We start from the raw sequence: 16,796 nt of genomic DNA on the forward strand, positions 1-16,796 counted from the left end.
GTGACTCCATGGCACGCACCATCGCGACGAACTCAGCGGTGGACCTCGAAGGGCTGCTCGACTTCGTCAGGCCGCGCCACCACCTCGTCCTCATCACCACGAGGCGCGACGGCACCCCGCAGGCCTCTCCGGTGACCGGCGGCGTCGACCAGGAGGGACGCATCGTCATCTCGACCTACCCCGAGCGAGCCAAGACGGCCAACGCCCGTCGTCACCCGAGGGTGAGTGTGCTCGTCCTGTCCGATGACTTCGACGGGGCCTGGGACCAGGTCGACGGTGAGTGCGAGGTCATCGACATGCCCGAGGCCGCGGACGCGCTCGTCGACTACTACCGCTGCATCTCTGGGGAGCACCCCGACTGGGACGAGTACCGGCAGGCCATGCGTGAGCAGGACAAGTCGCTGCTGCGCATCACGCCGACGCGGTGGGGGCCGGTCGCCACGGGTGGTTTCCCGGCCCGGCTCGCCGACTGACCCGCGCCCGCCCCCTAGGTTGGGTCCATGCTGCGCGTGGGACTCACCGGGGGAATCGGGTCGGGCAAGTCGACGGTTGCGCGTGCCCTCGCAGACCTCGGCGCCGTCGTCGTCGATGCGGACGCAGTGGCTCGAGAGGTCGTCGAACCGGGTATGCCGGCCCTCACGGCCATCCGTGAGCGCTACGGCGACGCTGTGTTCACCGCTGACGGCGGGCTGGACCGGCCGGCGCTGGGGCGCGTCGTGTTCTCGGACCCGAGCGCCTTGGCCGACCTGGAGGGCATCACCCACCCGGCGATCTGGAGGCGCACGGCCGAGCTATTCGAGGCGGCACCGGACGACGCGGTCCTCGTCCACGACATGCCGCTCATCGTCGAGAAGGACATGGGGACCGACTACCACCTCGTCGTCGTCGTGGGCGTCGACGCGGGCGAACGGCTCGCCCGACTCGTGCGTGACCGGGGCATGACGCCCGACGACGCCCGGGCGCGGATCGGCGCCCAGGCCGACGACGACGCTCGCCGTGCCGCTGCCGACATCTGGCTCGACAACGACGGCACCCGTGACCACCTCCAGGCCGAGGTCCGCCGGTTGTGGGCCGAGCGGCTCGAGCCGTTCAACGAGAACCTGCTGCACGGCATACGCGCTCGTCGTCCGGACGTGCTGACGCTCAGCGAACCACGAGACGAGTGGCCCGCAGAGGCCGCGCGCCTCATCGCCCGCATCCAGCACGCACTGGGGGAGCGGGCCGTGACCGTCGACCACGTCGGGTCGACGGCGGTCCCCGGGCTGGTCGCCAAGGACGTCATCGACCTGCAGCTCGGGGTGCGGACCCTCGCCGACGCCGACACGCCGGAGTTCGTGGAAGCGTTGGGGCGCAGCGGTTTTCCCAGAGTTGGTGGGAGTGCCCGGGACAACGCCAAGGACGGGTCCGAGTGGCCCAAGCGGTTTCACGGCAGTGCCGACCCGGGCCGGGTGGCCCACGTCCATGTGCGTGAGGTCGACGGTCCGGGCTACCGCTGGGCGCTGGGCTTCCGCGACTGGCTACGCGCGGATGCAGGGGCGCGCGAGGAGTACGCAGCGCTGAAGCTGGAGCTGCTCGCGCAAGGTCTCACGACCGAGCACTACTCCGACGCCAAGGAGCTGTGGTTTGACTCCGTGCACGAGCGCGTCACCGGTCACTCGCCCGGGTAGCTGACCCCCACTCGGGCACGGACCTCGTCCAGGACCTCCATGATCCGCAGCGTCTCGGCTGCGGGCAGGAGTGGGCTCTCGGTGAGGCCGGCATCGACGCAGCGTGCCGCCTCGCAGAGCTCGAAGTGCAGGCCGTGGGTGCGGTTCTCCGGCTCCCACGAGATGTCGGTCTCGGCATCGCGCGACACGAACCGGACTCGCGTCGGCGCATACCAACTGCTGGCGGGGTTGTCCGGGTCGCCGAGCTCGAGGCGTCCTGCGGTGCCGTTGATGCTCGCGGTGGTCGGCGTGCGGGACGTCATCGTCGCGTGCAGCAGGCCGCGGCCGCCCTGCACGCCGGTGACGAGGATGGTCTCCTCCGCGTCGACCCCTTCGTCGGTGAGACGGCCCGTGGCCGTGACGGTGTCGATGCCGCCGAGGGCGAAGGACGCGAACGACGTCGGATAGATCCCGAGGTCGAGGAGCGCACCACCGGCGAGAGCTGGGTCGGACAGACGCTGCGGTCCGCCAGGATAGAGCGGCTGCCCGTGGTCGGCGAAGACGTTCTCGACCTCACCGAGTAGGCCGTTCTCGAGGCACTGGCGGACCACGTCGATGCCGGGCAGGAAGCGCGTCCACATGGCCTCCATGGCGAGCAGTCCCTTGGCCTGTGCGGCGTCGAGGATGTCGCGGGCCTCGGAGGCGTTGCGCGCGAACGCCTTCTCGACGAGGACGTGCTTGCCCGCGTTGAGGGCCAGCAGTGCCTGGGCGCGATGCTCGGAGTGTGGCGTGGCGACATAGACGATGTCGACGTCGGGGTCGGCGACCAGCTCGTCATAGGACCCGTATGCCGTGTGCGCACCGAACTCGTCCGCGAAGCCTTGCGCTCGGGTCAGGTCGCGTGAGGCGACCGCCTGGATGACCTGGTCGGTCTCGGCGCGCAGGGCCGCGGCTGTCTCGCGAGCGATGTAGCCGGGGCCGAGAATGCCCCACCGGAGGGTGGGAGCGGTGCGCGGGTCAGAGGTGCGAGGAGAAGGCAGCGTTGGGGTCACGGGTCCATCGTCGCGCACGAGGTGACGCGAGGTGGGGAGGTGGGCACACGGCATACGCGATCGCTTGCGTCCGCAACTCTGGGGCTACTCCATCACCCTGCCGGACGTTGTACGCCGTGCGCGCGTCCGAGGGGTTGTGGAACCGAACGCCTGCTGGGAGGGTGGAACCTGCGACCACCTCGTCCCGGCCCGAGCGACCGACGTGGCGCGCCGTGCAGACTGTCCGCCCTGGAAATACCAAGGAGCGTCATGCGCATACACCTGCCCGCTGCGGCCATCCTCGCGGCTACCACCCTCATCCTCGTCCCGGGGCCGGCCAACGGCGCCCCGATCACGCCTGGCGGCTCGACGGAGGTCACCGTCGGCAGCAACGACAACCTCTTCTCTCAGAACAAACAGAACGAGCCGGGCCTGGCTGTCAACCCGGTCAACCCGGCCATCCTCGTCGCGGGTGCCAACGACAACATCGACATGGAGGCCTGCAACGCGGGCGACGACCGCACCTGCCCCTTCACCCCCGGCGTTGGCCTGTCCGGCGTGCAGATCTCGATGGACTCCGGCCGGACCTGGGCCCAACCGACGTACACCGGCAACTCGGCCCGGGTGACGCCGAGCTGCCTCGGTGCGGTGGACCCTGTCGTGGGACAGCCGCCGCCCGGCGACACCGGTTGTGTCCCCGACCCGAACGGCCCGATCGGCACGATCCCCAAGTACTTCGAGAGCGGCATGGTGTCCAACGGTGACCCCGAGCTCGCGTTCGGGCCGGTCCCGGATGCGACCGGCACCTTCTCCTGGGCCAACGGGCAGCGGCTCTACTACGCCAACATCGCGACGAAGGTCGCCGGTCAGAACCCGTTCTCCGGGGACGCCGCCATCGCGGTCTCCCGCACCGACGACATCGCTGGTGCACTGGCCGGGGACAACGACGCCTGGATGGCGCCGGTCGTGGTGACCCGGCAGAACGGCGCGCTGTTCAGTGACAAGGAGCAGCTGTGGGCGGACAACGCCGAGTCGAGCCCGCACTTTGGGAACGCCTACGTGTGCAACGTCGGCTTCCGTGGGGCGGCCGGCTCGGAGCCGGTGCTGTTCTCCCGGTCCACCGACGGTGGAGACACGTGGCGGGTGCGCCAGCTGAGCGCGGCGACGAACAACAGCCAGACCGGCGGACGGCAGGGCTGCACGGTCCGCACGGACAGCGCCGGCGTGGTGTACGTCGTCTGGGAGGGCGCCGACATCCGGACCCGTCAGGATGTGTTCCTGCAGGCCCGGTCGTGGGACGGTGGTGCGCGCTTCGAGCGCCCGCGAGTGATTGCCACCGTGGCGAGCATCGGTCAGTTCGACCCAGCGCAGGGCAGGCTGACCATCGACGGGATCGCCGGATCGCGAACCAACACCTTCCCGAGCCTTGACATCGCCAACGGGGCGCCGTCCGGTGTCGACGCAACCGACCAGGCGGTGATCACGTGGTCCGATGACCGCGCCGGTCAGAACCTGGAGCGGGCCTACGTCATCACCTCGACCAACGGCGGCGACTCCTACACGGCACCGGTGAGCGCCAACGATGGCGCCGACCGCGCCAACCAGCCCGCCATCGCGATCTCGCCCGACGGCACCGACGCCTGGCTGGTCTACAACGCCTGGCTGGATCCCTGGCGCGACGACACGACGTCGGCGCGTCGCACCGCTGGAGTTGTTCGGCACGCCGACGTCAGCACCACCGGCGCGATCGGTCCGTGGACAACTGAGCACCGTGGAGCGGTCGGCGACGGCCGTGCCTCCAGCGCAAACGGGCTGACCTCGGAGTTCTTCGGCGACTACAACTACGCGGTGGCGACCCGGGACTTCGGCTCGTTCGTGTGGCAGGACATGCGTGACGGCGCCGTTTGCGCGGCCATCAACGCCTACCGCCAAGCCTTCGTCGATGACGTGAGCGCAGGCGGGGCCGAGCCCATCGTCGGTGATCGTCCACGCAGCCGGGCCCAGGCGGCGGAGATGCCCAACGCCCACTCCACGGCCCTTCGGCCCGGGCCGAACAACCAGTGCCCGTCCACGTTCGGAAACTCCTCGATCTACGGAGGTACCTTCACCGACCCCACGCCGTGAGGCCCCAGACGGGGTGACTCGGCTCCGATGTCGGTGGCACGGCATACCGTGGCTGTATGCGTCCCATCACTGACTTGAAGCGCACCGTCGCACCGTTCCAGGTCGTCTCCGACTTCGAGCCCGCGGGTGACCAGCCGACCGCGATCAAGGACCTCACCGAGCGGATCAACGCCGGCCAGCAGAACGTCGTCCTCCTCGGTGCCACGGGCACGGGCAAGTCGGCGACCACGGCGTGGCTCGTCGAGCAGGTGCAGCGGCCGACGCTCGTCATGGCGCCCAACAAGACGCTCGCGGCCCAGCTCGCCAACGAGTTCCGAGAGCTGCTGCCCAACAACGCGGTCGAGTACTTCGTGAGCTACTACGACTACTTCCAGCCCGAGGCCTACGTCCCGCAGACCGACACCTATATCGAGAAGGACTCGTCCATCAACGACGAGGTCGAGCGGCTGCGCCACTCGGCGACCAACTCGTTGCTGACTCGGCGCGATGTCATCGTCGTCGCCTCGGTGTCGTGCATCTATGGTCTCGGCACGCCGCAGGAGTACGTCGACAAGATGGTGCAGCTGCGGGTCGGTGACGAGCTCGACCGTGACGACCTGCTGCGCCGCTTCGTGCAGATGCAATACACGCGCAACGACCTGGCCTTCACCCGCGGGACGTTCCGGGTGCGCGGCGACACGGTCGAGATCATCCCGATGTATGAAGAGCTCGCCGTGCGCATCGAGTTCTTCGGCGACGAGGTCGACAAGATCTACACCTTGCACCCGCTCACCGGAGAGATCGTGCGCGACGAGACGGAGATGTACGTCTTCCCGGCCTCGCACTACATCGCTGGCCCAGAGCGCATGGAGCGAGCCATCGCGGGGATCGAGCACGAGCTCGCGGAGCAGCTCAAGACCTTCGAGAGCCAGGGCAAGCTGCTCGAGGCCCAGCGGCTGCGCATGCGCACCACCTATGACATCGAGATGATGCGTCAGGTCGGTTCGTGCTCGGGCATCGAGAACTACTCGATGCACCTCGACGGTCGCACCGCTGGGACGGCGCCCAACTGTCTGCTCGACTACTTCCCGGAGGACTTCCTCCTCGTCCTGGACGAGTCCCACGTGACCGTGCCGCAGATCGGCGCGATGTACGAAGGCGACGCATCGCGCAAGCGCACCTTGGTCGACCACGGCTTCCGGTTGCCGTCGGCCATGGACAACCGGCCGCTCAAGTGGGAGGAGTTCCTCGAGCGCATCGGTCAGACCGTCTATCTGTCGGCGACGCCGGGCAACTACGAGATCGCGCAGGCCGATGGGGTCGTCGAGCAGATCATCCGGCCGACGGGTCTCATCGACCCCGAGATCGTCCTCAAGCCGACCAGGGGCCAGATCGACGACCTCCTCCACGAGATCAACGAGCGAGCCGCCAAGAACGAGCGAGTGCTGGTCACCACGTTGACCAAGAAGATGGCCGAGGACCTCACCGACTACCTCCTCGACAAGGGCGTGCGGGTGCGTTATCTGCACTCCGACATCGACACCCTGCGCCGCGTCGAGCTGCTGCGGGAGTTGCGGCTGGGAGAGTACGACGTTCTGGTCGGCATCAACCTGTTGCGCGAAGGTCTCGACCTGCCCGAGGTCTCGCTCGTGTCGATCCTGGACGCCGACAAGGAGGGCTTCCTCAGGTCAGCGCGCTCACTCATCCAGACCATCGGTCGTGCCGCCCGAAATGTGTCCGGCCAGGTCCACATGTATGCCGACAAGGTGACGCCCTCGATGCAACAGGCTGTCGACGAGACAAGCCGACGACGCGAGAAGCAGGTTGCCTACAACCTCGAGCGAGGTGTCGACCCCCAACCGCTTCGCAAGAGGATCGCCGACATCACCGACATGCTCGAGCGCGAGGACGCCGACACCGAAGAGCTGCTCGGGTCCGGTCGTGCCCGCTCGCGTGGCAAGAGCGACGGCGGGCGTGGTGGTCGTGGCGCGCTGGCTGCAGATGCGATGACCGTCGGTGCAGGGCGGCTCGAGAACATCGCGGCCGGAGATCTGGCCAACCTCATCCAGGAGCTCACGACGCAGATGCACAAGGCCGCCGCCGACCTCCACTTCGAGCTGGCCGCTCGGCTGCGTGACGAGGTCGGTGACCTCAAGAAGGAGTTGCGCCAGATGAGCGAGGCCACCAAGTGACGTGCGGGTACTGGAGGTGACGCCCGACGAGTGTCGCCCTACATCGGTCGGCACGGCTGGAACACCTTGGCGATCGGCGGTGCCATCCCTGACGAGGCGATGCGTGAGGCGATCGACACGTCCTACGAGCTCGTCGTCGCCAAGCTACCTCGCAGTCAGCGACCGGAGAGCTCGTCCAGCAACTCGAGTTGACGCGTCCAGGTGGTCGAGTCAGCGTCGATGACGACGAAGTGGTCGCCGTCCACCTCGACGAGAGATGCGTCCGCACCGGCGTCCTGGGCGGCCGTGACGTAGTCGGTGGACTGACTCGGCGGCACGTTCTCATCGGCGTGGCCGTGAATGCAGCGCACCGGCACCCCCAGAGGGATCTGCTGTTGCGGGTCGTAGGCCCTGTCCGCGTCCGTGGGCGCATGACCCAAGAACTGTTCGACGGCACCGCCCCCGAGGTCGGCGTCGTGCGCTGATCGGAGGTCGAGGACACCTGCCTGCGAGAGGGCGCCCGTGATCGGGACCTTGCTGGCCCGCCACTGCGGTTGGCTCTGCCGCCCGGCCGCCCACACCGCAAGGTGCCCGCCGGCCGAGTGGCCGAGCGTGAGGGTCGTGCTCGTGTCGAGATCCGGGATCTTCGCGAGCTGCTCGATGGCGGCGTGGACATCGTCGAACGTCGCGGGTGTCCCGCCACCGTTGCCGACGCGGCGGTACTCGATGGTCCAGGCCGTCCAACCGTTGGCGGCCAGTGAGCGGGCGAGCGGGCGGCCCAGTTCGAGGTCGTACTCCGCCTTCCAGAAGCCGCCGTGGATGACGACCACGACACCCTTGCTGACTCCGACCGGCCGGGTCAGCTCGCCGAACTGGCTCTTGTCGTCTCCATAGGCGATGCGCATCGGTCGACTCTCTTCCTCAGCCTTGTCGGGTTCGGCCGGGCCACTGCAGGCCGCGAGCGGGAGTGCAGCGGCTGCGGCGAGCACTGTTCTCCGGTTGGGCATTCACGCAGCGTATGCCGCCACGTTGCCCCGGGCGTGCTCCGCCTACATGTGGTTGTCCGCATCGATAACCCATAGGTTCTCAGCCCAACACCAATGGGTTATCGACGCCAACCGAAACGTCGCCGATTCTCGCTTCGAACTCGTTCGTGCAGGTGGTTTCAGCGGAGGGCGGGCCCACTTCGGTGGTCAGGATTCATCTCACGAGCGAAGCCGTGAGGGCCGTGTGAGCGGAGGGCGGGCCCATTTCGGTGGTCAGGATTCATCTCACGAGCGAAGCCGTTGAGCGGAGGGCGGGCCCATTTTCGGTGGTCAGGATTCATCTCACGCGCGAAGCCGTGAGGGCCGTGTGAGCGGAGGGCGGGCCCACTTCGGTGGTCAGGATTCATCTCACGCGCGAAGCCGTGAGAGAATCCTGACCAGCGGAGGGGAGTATCCCCAGCGCGGCATCCTCGTCATCACGGCGGCACATCGCCCGGGGAGCCGGTCCGTCCATGGGACGGGAGAGACCTCCGGGCCCTTGACCCCACCCCGGAAGGTTCCCGCGTTGCACTCCCTCTTGACTCTCCCTACGGCGACACCGTCGATGAACGTCGCCGCCTGGCAGTGGTTCCTCACCATCGGCATCGCCGCAGCGGTGCTGCTCTTCGACGTCATCATGATCGCGCGCAACCCGCACCGGCCATCGACGAAAGAGCTGGTGACCGCTCTCTCCTTCTACGTCGGGGCGGCGATCCTCTTCGGTGTCTGGGTGTGGGTGAGCCACGGGAGCCAGCTGGCAGGTGAGTTCTATGCCGGCTGGCTGACCGAGTACTCCTTGTCGGTCGACAACCTCTTCATCTTCCTCCTGATCATGGCGAAGTTCGCCGTGCCCGAGAAGTACCAGCAGACCGCCCTCATGTGGGGCATCATCATCGCGATCGTGCTGCGCGGCATCTTCATCTGGGTCGGCGCCGCGGCGATCAACAACTTCTCCTGGGTCTTCTACATCTTCGGCGCGTTCCTCATCTACACCGCGGTCAAGCTCGCGACCGAGGGTGAGAGCGACGACGAGGAGTACGAGGAGAACCGCTTCATGAAGTGGGTCGAGAAGACGCTGCCGTCGACCAAGGAGTGGAGCAGCAAGCTCCTCACCACGGAGAACGCGAAGCGCGTCGTCACGCCACTCTTCATCGTTGTCCTGGCGCTGGGCACGACCGACCTGCTGTTCGCGCTCGACTCGATCCCGGCGATCTACGGTCTCACCCAGGAGCCCTACCTCGTCCTCACCGCGAACCTCTTCGCGTTGATGGGTCTGCGCCAGCTCTACTTCCTGCTCGGTGGTCTGCTGCAGAAGCTCGTCTACCTCAGCCTGGGCCTGTCGGTGCTGCTCGCGTTCATCGGCGTCAAGCTCATCCTGCACGCCCTCCACGAGAACGAGTTGCCGTTCATCAACGGCGGCGAGCACCTCAAGGTCTGGGACATCCCGATCGCCGTCTCGCTCGGCGCGATCGTCGTCATCCTCGGTGTCACGACCGTCGCCAGCCTCTGGAAGACGCGCCGCGACGAGAAGGCGGAGATCGACGCCTGAAGGTGAGTGGGCGGCATACGCCGCACGAAAGCGTCTAGGACCCCGTCGATTCGGCGGGGTCCTTGCGCGCTCCCACGCCCAGGACGATCGCGGAGGCGAGCACCACGAGAGCCATGCCGAGCAGCTGCCAGCCGTGCAGCCGCTGGCTGAGGATGATCAGCCCGGCGAGAGCAGCGACGGCTGGCTCCAGGCTGAGCAGGATTCCGAAGACCTGGGCAGTCATGCGGCGCAGCGCCACCATCTCCAGGGAGTAGGGCAGCACCGACGACAGGATGGCGATCCCGAGACCCTTGGCAATGAGCTCGCCGTCCCAGTCGGGAACGGAGGCGATTCCGAACGGCAGGGTGACGGCGGTGGCCACGACCATGGCCAGGGCCAGACCTTCGAGCTTGTCGAACTCGGCTCCGGTCCGTCCGCTGAAGATGATGTATGCCGCCCAGAAGGCTCCTGCGGTCGCGGCGAGTCCCAGCCCAGTCAGGTTGAGTTCGGCGAACGGCACCGTGAGCGCCTCCGAGATGAGGAGGACTCCACCGGCGGCAGCGAGGACGGCGATGAGGTCAACCGCCCGCCGCGACAGGGCTGCGGCGAGCAGTAGGGGGCCGAGGAACTCGATGGTGACGGCGACGCCGATGGGCAGGTGCGCGAGCGATCCGTAGAACGTGAAGTTCATGAGACCCAGGGCAATCCCGAAACCGATGACGGTGAGCCACGCCTTGCGCGAGTGTCCACGCCACCGTGGTCGGGCGACGGCGACGAGGATGACCGTCGCGAACAGCAGGCGCATGACCACGGAGCCGCCGGCCCCGATCTCGGGGACGAGCGTGGCAGCGAGCGCTCCACCGAATTGCACCGAGACGATGCCGGCGAGGACGAGGAGCGGGGCGGGCACACCTTCGAGACGTCGCACGTGGTCAGGCTAGGTCGAGCGCGTCACCATCCACGGTCACGCCACTCCGTGAGACGCCATCGACAGTGGCCACCGGAGGGGCAGCGAGGCGGGCCCGCACGGCCAGGTGACGCTCGATGAAGCCGCGCTCGTCATAGCGCTTCCGGCGGAGCCACCCGGTGACCTCGTCGTTGCACTTGCTGGCGTTGCACGGCCCGCAGGCGGGAACGATGTTGTCGAGCGTGTAGCGCCCGCCGCGGGACAGGGGCAGGACGCAGTCCTTCTGCAGGGCGCGCTCGGTCGCGCAACAGTACGCGCAGCCACCCCACGCCTCCTTCAGTGCCGACCACTGCTCGGCGCTCAGATCGTGCTCGACCTGGCCCATGCGGCGCTTGCGGCGGCGTGCAGCCACGGCCCTGCGACTCCGGTTGACCGCCATCAGGTGAGCGTAAGCCTCGGCGTGGCGTGCCAGTTCGAGGCGCGCGGCTCACCAGCCGCGTTCGCGCCACTCGTTGAGATGCGGACGCTCGACACCGAGGGTGGTGTCGCCACCATGCCCCGGATAGACCCAGGTGTTGTCGTCGTAGACGCCGAAGAGTCGGGTCGTGACGTCCTCGATGAGGCTGTCGAAGCTCTGGTACTCGTAGCTGGTGGTCGCGCCCACCCCGCCGGGGAAGAGGGTGTCGCCGGTGAAGAGGTGGGTGTGTCCGGCAGGGTCGGCATATGCCAGCGCCACCGAACCGGGGGTGTGCCCGCGCAGGTGGATCACGTGCAGATCGCACTGACCAACGGTCACTCGGTCGCCCTGAACCAGCCGGACGTCGGGCCGCACTGGCAGGGCATCGGCGTCGTCGCGGCCGGCGTGGGTGCGCGGGTGGAAGGCCGCCACGAGCTCCGACAGGGCGCGCACGTGGTCCCAGTGCTGGTGCGTCGTCACGAGGTGGTCGAGGCTGCCCGTGCCCTCACGGATCAGGGTGCCGAGGCGCGCAGGGTCGTCCGCGGCGTCGATGAGGAGCTGCTCCCCGGTGGCGCGACAAGTGAGGAGATAGGTGTTGTTCGACATCTCCGACACCGCGATCTTGCGGATCACGAGATGCTCCAGCTCACGCACGTCGGTGGCGCCGCCGGGAGAGACGTCACCGGTGTAGTCCGGGCGGTTGGCCATGATCACAACCCGGCCGTCAGGTCGGGGATGGCGTCGCCGCGGACACCGGATGCGTCCTGGCGGGCCAACCAGCGGAGTATGCCGCCGCGCGAACCGCTGACGTGGACGTCACCGTCGCCGATGGACCAGTCGTCGCCTTCATCGCTGCGGATCGTGAGGGAAGGGGCGGTGGACGCGGCCCGCTGACGCTTCACTTCGTTCTCGATGAAGAGCACCTGGAGCTCCGCATCGAGGTCCTCGAAATCGAAGGCGAGGTCGAGATCCACGTGGTGGTAGACGACCTCACGCAATCGCATGAAGGTGAGCATCCCGCCCTTGAACGTTGGCCCACCGGGGGTGCGCTCGAGGACGACGTCGGCGTGATCCGGAGTGAGGCGGCGCAGCGCTGCGGCGAGCGGCACGGCCGTGTTCTGGACGTCCGCGACGAGTTCGGGCTGTGCCCTTCCGACGCCGTCGTCGATCTCCGCGTCCCTGGCCTCGGGCGAGACATACATCGTCTCGCCGGTCCCGTCGACGGCCGAACCCACGAGCCGGATGAGGGCTTCGGCGTTGCGTGCGATGTGGTTGAGCACGTGGTCACGGCTCCATCCCTGGCACAGGCTGGGGGCGGCGAGGTCCGGGCAGTGGCGGGCGTCGGAGACGAGGAGGGCGGTCTGGTCATCGATGGCGGTGAGGAGATCGGTCACGGGATCACCGTACGCGCGAGCGCCAGAGCGTGCCGGTTGCTTGCGCATCGGTTGTCACGAGCCACAACTCATCGCCATTCACGATCGCCGAGACGGGAGTGCCGCGCGGTCCCTCGCCCACGGACCACGACTCACCTGAGCGTCGCAACACGGTGCTTCCACCCTCGGACGGCGTCACGACCACGTCGTCGTCGCCCATCATCAGTGGTGCAAGGGCGACGGCAGTCTCAGGCATCACGACATCGGGTATGCCGGTCAGTCGCCTCACGCTCTGGCCTGCCACTTCCCAGATCGTGAGTCTTGCCCCGCTGGCTCCCGAGACGAGACAGCGGTGTGGGGTGCAGCTCGCTGCGTGGGCCTCGGTCAGTCCGGTGGCGTCCGGAGCGCGGGGGAGGTCGATCCGCTTCCACGGCCCATCCGCGTCAGGCGAGGTCCATACCGCGGGGTCGACGCGAACCGAGCCGGGCGCGAGACGGGTGACCGAACCCGACAGGACGAGACCGGCGCCGCCGGAGGTGATCGCCCTGCCGGCGACCAGCTCGTCGGCAGTGCTGCCCAACGGCGTGCCTGTCGACGGCTGTCGGGCCCAGCGCTCGCCCGTGCGCGCCCACGTCGCAACGTCGAGGCCGGTGCGATCGCTCTGCCAGGCACCGAGGATCACGGGCGACTCACCGGCATACGCCATGCCGGCAAGGTCTCCCGCGCCATAGCTGCCGAAAACTCCGAAGGGCTGTTCCTGCTCGGAGACACCCTTCGCAGAACCCGACCACGTCGTCCAGCGGTAGTTGCCGTGGGCGCCGCCGCGGGCGCCGGCGATGGCATCGACGTGACCGTCGCGGCTGATGATCTGGAACCAGCGTCCCTCGAAGGCGTAGGGGGAGCGTGGGGTGAGTGGCACCTCGCGCAGTGCCGTCGCATCCGTGCCCGAGAGGAGGCGGGGGTGTGGTCGCCGGGGGCTGTGACCGCCGATGAGGACGGTGGTGCCGTCCACGGCCAGAGTGACGGGGGTCAGCCCGCCAGTGAGCGGGACGCGCTGCCACGAGGTGCCCAGCTGACCCGTGGTGCGGGTCAGTTCGGGGACGTCGGTGCTGCACGCGCTGACGAGCAAACCAGACACCACGACGGCTCCGAGGAGCGAACGCACGCTCACGCCTGTCACTGTAGGGGCTGGAGTGGTCTTCGTCAGGGGCTGTCGGTGGTGACACCTAGCATGGTGATCGTGACTTCTGCTGTGACCAACACGCCCGCCCGCCGCTCCGGGAGCGCCACCCACGACCACCTGATCGTGCGCGGTGCGCGTGAGCACAACCTCAAGGACGTCTCGGTCGAGTTGCCGCGTGACTCTCTCGTCGTCTTCACCGGGCTCTCGGGGTCGGGCAAGTCGTCACTGGCCTTCGACACGATCTTCGCCGAGGGGCAGCGCCGCTACGTCGAGTCACTGTCGGCCTACGCCCGTCAGTTCCTCGGGCAGATGGACAAGCCCGACGTCGACTTCATCGAGGGGTTGTCACCGGCGGTCTCGATCGACCAGAAGTCGACCAACCGCAACCCGCGTTCGACCGTCGGCACGATCACTGAGGTCTACGACTACCTTCGCCTGCTGTTTGCCCGCGCGGGCCGTCCGCACTGCCCGACCTGTGGCGAGCCGATCACCCGCCAGAGCCCGCAGCAGATCGTCGACCAGCTGCTCGAGCTGCCCGAGCGCACCCGTTTCCAGGTGCTCGCACCCGTGGTTCGTGCGCGCAAGGGCGAATTCGTCGATCTCTTCGCCGAGCTGCAGTCCAAGGGGTTCGCACGCGCCCGCGTCGACGGCGAGGTCGTGTCGCTCACTGAGCCGCCGACCCTCGAGAAGCAGATCAAGCACACCATCGATGTCGTCGTCGACCGGCTCGTCGCCAAGGGCGGCGACGCCTCGTCCAAGCGGCGCCTCACTGACTCCGTCGAGACCGCGTTGGGCCTGGCTGGCGGCATCGTCCTCATCGAGTTCGTCGACGTGCCCGAGGGAGCAGCCGGTGAGGCGCTGCCACGCGAGCGGCGCTACTCCGAGAAGATGGCCTGCCCCAACAACCACCCGCTGGGCATGGATGAGGTCGAGCCGCGCTCCTTCTCGTTCAACTCCCCGTTCGGTGCCTGCACGGTCTGCACCGGCATCGGCACCGAGCTCGAGGTCGACCCCGAGCTCGTCGTTCCCAACGACGACCTCTCATTGGCGCAGGGTGCGATCGCACCGTGGGCCTCGGGCAGCGGAGCGTCTGAGTACTTCCAGAGGGTCCTAGGCGCACTGGCCGAGGAGCTGAAGTTCGGCATCGACGTGCCCTGGCGTGCGCTGCCGGAGCGGGCCAGGGAGTCGCTGCTCCACGGGCGCAACCACAAGGTCCACGTCAAGTACAAGAACCGGTTCGGGCGCGAGCGTTCCTACACGACCGGCTTCGAGGGCGCGATTCCGTTCGTCAAGCGTCGGCACGCCGAGACCGACTCCGAATGGAGCCGTGAGCGCTACGAGGGCTACATGCGTGAGGTGCCGTGCCCGGCCTGCCGCGGTAGCCGGCTCAAGCCCGAGTCCCTCGCTGTGCTCATCGGCGGCAAAAGCATCGCGGACGTCTGCGCGCTGCCGATCTCGGATTCGGCGGGGTTCCTCGAGCAGGTCGACTTCTCGGTGCGCGAACGGCAGATCGCCGAGCGCGTCATCAAGGAGATCAACGCCCGGCTCGGGTTCCTCCTCGACGTGGGACTCGACTACCTCAGCCTCGACCGGCCCTCCGGCACCCTGTCCGGTGGTGAGGCGCAGCGCATCCGACTCGCCACCCAGATCGGTTCCGGCCTGGTCGGCGTCCTCTATGTCCTCGATGAGCCGAGCATCGGCCTGCACCAGCGCGACAACCATCGGCTCATCGAGACCCTGACGCGGTTGCGCGACCTCGGCAACACGCTCATCGTCGTCGAGCACGACGAAGACACCATCGCCACGGCTGACTGGGTCGTCGACATCGGCCCGGGTGCGGGCGAGCACGGGGGAGAGGTCGTCCACTCCGGCACTGTCGCCGACCTGCTCACGCACCCGACCTCGATCACCGGCAAATATCTCTCCGGTCGCGCCGAGATCCCGCTGCCGCCAGTGCGGCGTCCGCAGGAGAAGGGCCGAGAGGTCACGGTCGTCGGTGCACGCGAGCACAACCTGCACGACGTCACCGCCAGCTTCCCGCTGGGCAACCTCGTCGCCGTGACGGGTGTCTCGGGGTCCGGCAAGTCAACGCTGGTCAACGACATCCTCTATCACGTGCTCGCCAACAAGCTCAACGGCGCGAGGCACGTGCCCGGGCGGCACAAGACGGTCACCGGACTGGAGCATCTCGACAAGGTCGTCCACGTCGACCAGGGCCCGATCGGTCGCACTCCGCGCTCCAACGCGGCGACCTACACCGGTGTCTTTGACGCGATCCGCAAGCTCTTCGCGACGACGACCGAGGCCAAGATCCGCGGTTACCAGCCCGGTCGGTTCTCGTTCAACGTCAAGGGTGGGCGCTGCGACGCCTGCTCCGGTGACGGCACGATCAAGATCGAGATGAACTTCCTCCCGGACGTCTACGTCCCCTGCGAGGTCTGTCACGGCGCGCGCTACAACCGCGAGACGCTCGAGGTCCACTTCAAGGGCAAGACCATCGCCGACGTCCTCGACATGCCGATCGAGGAGGCCGCCGAGTTCTTCGCTGCGGTCCCCGGCATTGCCCGCCACATGATCACACTGACCGAGGTCGGCCTGGGCTATGTCCGGTTGGGTCAGCCCGCTCCGACGCTCTCGGGCGGCGAGGCGCAGCGCGTCAAGCTCGCCACCGAGCTGCAGAAGCGGTCGACGGGGCGGACGATCTATGTCCTCGACGAGCCCACGACGGGGCTCCACTTCGAGGACATCCGCAAGCTGCTCGGTGTCCTTCAGGGCCTCGTCGACAAGGGCAACACCGTCATCGTCATCGAGCACAACCTCGACGTCATCAAGTGCGCCGACTACATCGTCGACCTCGGCCCGGAGGGTGGCAACAAGGGCGGCTACGTCGTCGCCACCGGAACACCCGAAGAGGTGGCCGTTCACCCCGACAGCTACACGGGCCACTTCCTCGCCCCGGTGCTCGCGAAGACCTCGCGGACCGTGACCCGCCCCACCGCCGCTGCTGCCAAGGCGACGAAGGCGGCCGCGAAGCCCACGAAGGCGGTTGCGAAGAAGGCAGCGTCCTCGACCACCACGCGGTCGAACACCACGCGGTCGAGCACCAAGGGGGCCGTGACCACGTCGGTGCGGACTCAGGCGGTGGGAACCAAGGCGGCCACGCCCAAGAAGACCGCTGCGGCGCACACCGCCTCTCGGCCCCAGACGACGGCAGCAACGTCGTCTGCGACAACGACCCGCGCGAAAGGCGGCAAGGTCACGGGCGACAAGGTCAGCGGTGCCAAAGTCACCGGCTCCAAGGTTGCGAAGCGGGCGCCGCGCAAGAGCGCCTGAGCGAGGGGCGGCATACCTGAGGGGTTGTCTGCCGATCAC

Annotated in this window: 14 protein-coding genes; 7 read left to right on the plus strand and 7 right to left on the minus strand. The window is 68.0% G+C overall.

Annotation, left to right across the window (positions count from 1 at the left end; translation table 11 throughout):
- Positions 1 to 8 precede the first annotated feature (8 nt).
- Both V6K52_RS09740 and coaE read left to right on the plus strand, forming a co-directional pair.
- Entirely contained in the window at positions 9 to 473 is a 465-nt protein-coding gene (locus V6K52_RS09740; RefSeq protein ID WP_353953658.1) for a PPOX class F420-dependent oxidoreductase, read from the plus strand.
- Positions 474 to 500: 27 nt separating this feature from the next.
- A complete protein-coding gene (coaE, locus tag V6K52_RS09745; protein WP_353953659.1) occupies positions 501 to 1,667 on the plus strand; it encodes a dephospho-CoA kinase in 1,167 nt (388 codons plus the stop codon).
- Here coaE and V6K52_RS09750 read toward each other — a convergent pair.
- On the minus strand, positions 1,652 to 2,698 hold the full coding sequence (locus V6K52_RS09750; protein ID WP_353953660.1) for a Gfo/Idh/MocA family oxidoreductase: 1,047 nt from the start codon (positions 2,696 to 2,698) through the stop codon (positions 1,652 to 1,654). The two genes, coaE and V6K52_RS09750, sit on opposite strands and share 16 nt — an antisense overlap.
- 249 nt (positions 2,699 to 2,947) lie before the next feature.
- On the opposite strand from V6K52_RS09750, the gene V6K52_RS09755 reads away from it, so the two are divergent.
- Genes V6K52_RS09755 through V6K52_RS09765 form a run of 3 tightly spaced genes read left to right on the plus strand, consistent with a single transcriptional unit; the run spans position 2,948 to position 7,164 of the window.
- The gene (locus V6K52_RS09755; RefSeq protein WP_353953661.1) at positions 2,948 to 4,801 is read left to right on the plus strand and encodes a sialidase family protein; all 1,854 of its coding nucleotides are present in this window, start codon (positions 2,948 to 2,950) and stop codon (positions 4,799 to 4,801) included.
- A 56-nt stretch (positions 4,802 to 4,857) separates the two neighbouring features.
- On the plus strand, positions 4,858 to 6,972 hold the full coding sequence (uvrB, locus tag V6K52_RS09760; RefSeq protein ID WP_353953662.1) for an excinuclease ABC subunit UvrB: 2,115 nt from the start codon (positions 4,858 to 4,860) through the stop codon (positions 6,970 to 6,972).
- 30 nt (positions 6,973 to 7,002) lie between these two features.
- Positions 7,003 to 7,164 carry a hypothetical protein gene (locus V6K52_RS09765; RefSeq protein WP_353953663.1) on the plus strand — a complete coding sequence of 54 codons (162 nt, stop codon included), beginning with the start codon at positions 7,003 to 7,005 and terminating at the stop codon, positions 7,162 to 7,164.
- Here the strand turns inward: V6K52_RS09765 and V6K52_RS09770 are convergent.
- Positions 7,128 to 7,958: a prolyl oligopeptidase family serine peptidase gene (locus V6K52_RS09770; protein ID WP_353953664.1), complete on the minus strand. Its 831-nt coding sequence runs from the start codon at positions 7,956 to 7,958 to the stop codon at positions 7,128 to 7,130. The two genes, V6K52_RS09765 and V6K52_RS09770, sit on opposite strands and share 37 nt — an antisense overlap.
- A 583-nt stretch (positions 7,959 to 8,541) precedes the next feature.
- Here V6K52_RS09770 and V6K52_RS09775 point away from each other — a divergent pair.
- Positions 8,542 to 9,525 (plus strand): TerC family protein, encoded by a 984-nt coding sequence (locus tag V6K52_RS09775; protein WP_353953665.1) that lies wholly within the window; start codon positions 8,542 to 8,544, stop codon positions 9,523 to 9,525.
- Positions 9,526 to 9,559: 34 nt separating this feature from the next.
- On the opposite strand, the gene V6K52_RS09780 is transcribed toward V6K52_RS09775, so the two are convergent.
- The 5 genes from V6K52_RS09780 to V6K52_RS09800 are packed head-to-tail and all read right to left on the minus strand — an operon-like array spanning position 9,560 to position 13,412.
- Positions 9,560 to 10,432, minus strand: a complete 873-nt coding sequence (locus tag V6K52_RS09780) for an EamA family transporter (protein ID WP_353953666.1) — start codon at positions 10,430 to 10,432, stop codon at positions 9,560 to 9,562.
- A 4-nt stretch (positions 10,433 to 10,436) separates the two neighbouring features.
- Entirely contained in the window at positions 10,437 to 10,850 is a 414-nt protein-coding gene (locus V6K52_RS09785) for an HNH endonuclease (protein ID WP_353953667.1), read from the minus strand.
- A gap of 48 nt (positions 10,851 to 10,898) precedes the next feature.
- Positions 10,899 to 11,576: an MBL fold metallo-hydrolase gene (locus V6K52_RS09790; protein WP_353953668.1), complete on the minus strand. Its 678-nt coding sequence runs from the start codon at positions 11,574 to 11,576 to the stop codon at positions 10,899 to 10,901.
- A 2-nt stretch (positions 11,577 to 11,578) separates the two neighbouring features.
- The gene (locus tag V6K52_RS09795) at positions 11,579 to 12,262 is read right to left on the minus strand and encodes a maleylpyruvate isomerase family mycothiol-dependent enzyme (RefSeq protein WP_353953669.1); all 684 of its coding nucleotides are present in this window, start codon (positions 12,260 to 12,262) and stop codon (positions 11,579 to 11,581) included.
- Between the two features lie 4 nt (positions 12,263 to 12,266).
- The gene (locus V6K52_RS09800) at positions 12,267 to 13,412 is read right to left on the minus strand and encodes a hypothetical protein (protein WP_353953670.1); all 1,146 of its coding nucleotides are present in this window, start codon (positions 13,410 to 13,412) and stop codon (positions 12,267 to 12,269) included.
- Between the two features lie 60 nt (positions 13,413 to 13,472).
- On the opposite strand from V6K52_RS09800, the gene uvrA reads away from it, so the two are divergent.
- Positions 13,473 to 16,757, plus strand: a complete 3,285-nt coding sequence (gene uvrA, locus V6K52_RS09805; protein WP_353953671.1) for an excinuclease ABC subunit UvrA — start codon at positions 13,473 to 13,475, stop codon at positions 16,755 to 16,757.
- Positions 16,758 to 16,796: the final 39 nt, after the last annotated feature.

It is taken from the genome of Knoellia sp. S7-12, assembly GCF_040518285.1.
Classification (GTDB): Bacteria; Actinomycetota; Actinomycetes; order Actinomycetales; family Dermatophilaceae; genus Knoellia.

Coding starts and splice junctions, on each gene's coding strand:
- V6K52_RS09770 (WP_353953664.1), bottom strand. CDS start 7,958: ATGCCCAACCGGAGAACAGTGCTCGCCGCAGCCGCTGCACTCCCGCTC.
- V6K52_RS09740 (WP_353953658.1), top strand. CDS start 9: ATGGCACGCACCATCGCGACGAACTCAGCGGTGGACCTCGAAGGGCTG.
- V6K52_RS09785 (WP_353953667.1), bottom strand. CDS start 10,850: ATGGCGGTCAACCGGAGTCGCAGGGCCGTGGCTGCACGCCGCCGCAAG.
- V6K52_RS09755 (WP_353953661.1), top strand. CDS start 2,948: ATGCGCATACACCTGCCCGCTGCGGCCATCCTCGCGGCTACCACCCTC.
- V6K52_RS09775 (WP_353953665.1), top strand. CDS start 8,542: ATGAACGTCGCCGCCTGGCAGTGGTTCCTCACCATCGGCATCGCCGCA.
- coaE (WP_353953659.1), top strand. CDS start 501: ATGCTGCGCGTGGGACTCACCGGGGGAATCGGGTCGGGCAAGTCGACG.
- uvrA (WP_353953671.1), top strand. CDS start 13,473: ATGGTGATCGTGACTTCTGCTGTGACCAACACGCCCGCCCGCCGCTCC.
- uvrB (WP_353953662.1), top strand. CDS start 4,858: ATGCGTCCCATCACTGACTTGAAGCGCACCGTCGCACCGTTCCAGGTC.
- V6K52_RS09790 (WP_353953668.1), bottom strand. CDS start 11,576: ATGGCCAACCGCCCGGACTACACCGGTGACGTCTCTCCCGGCGGCGCC.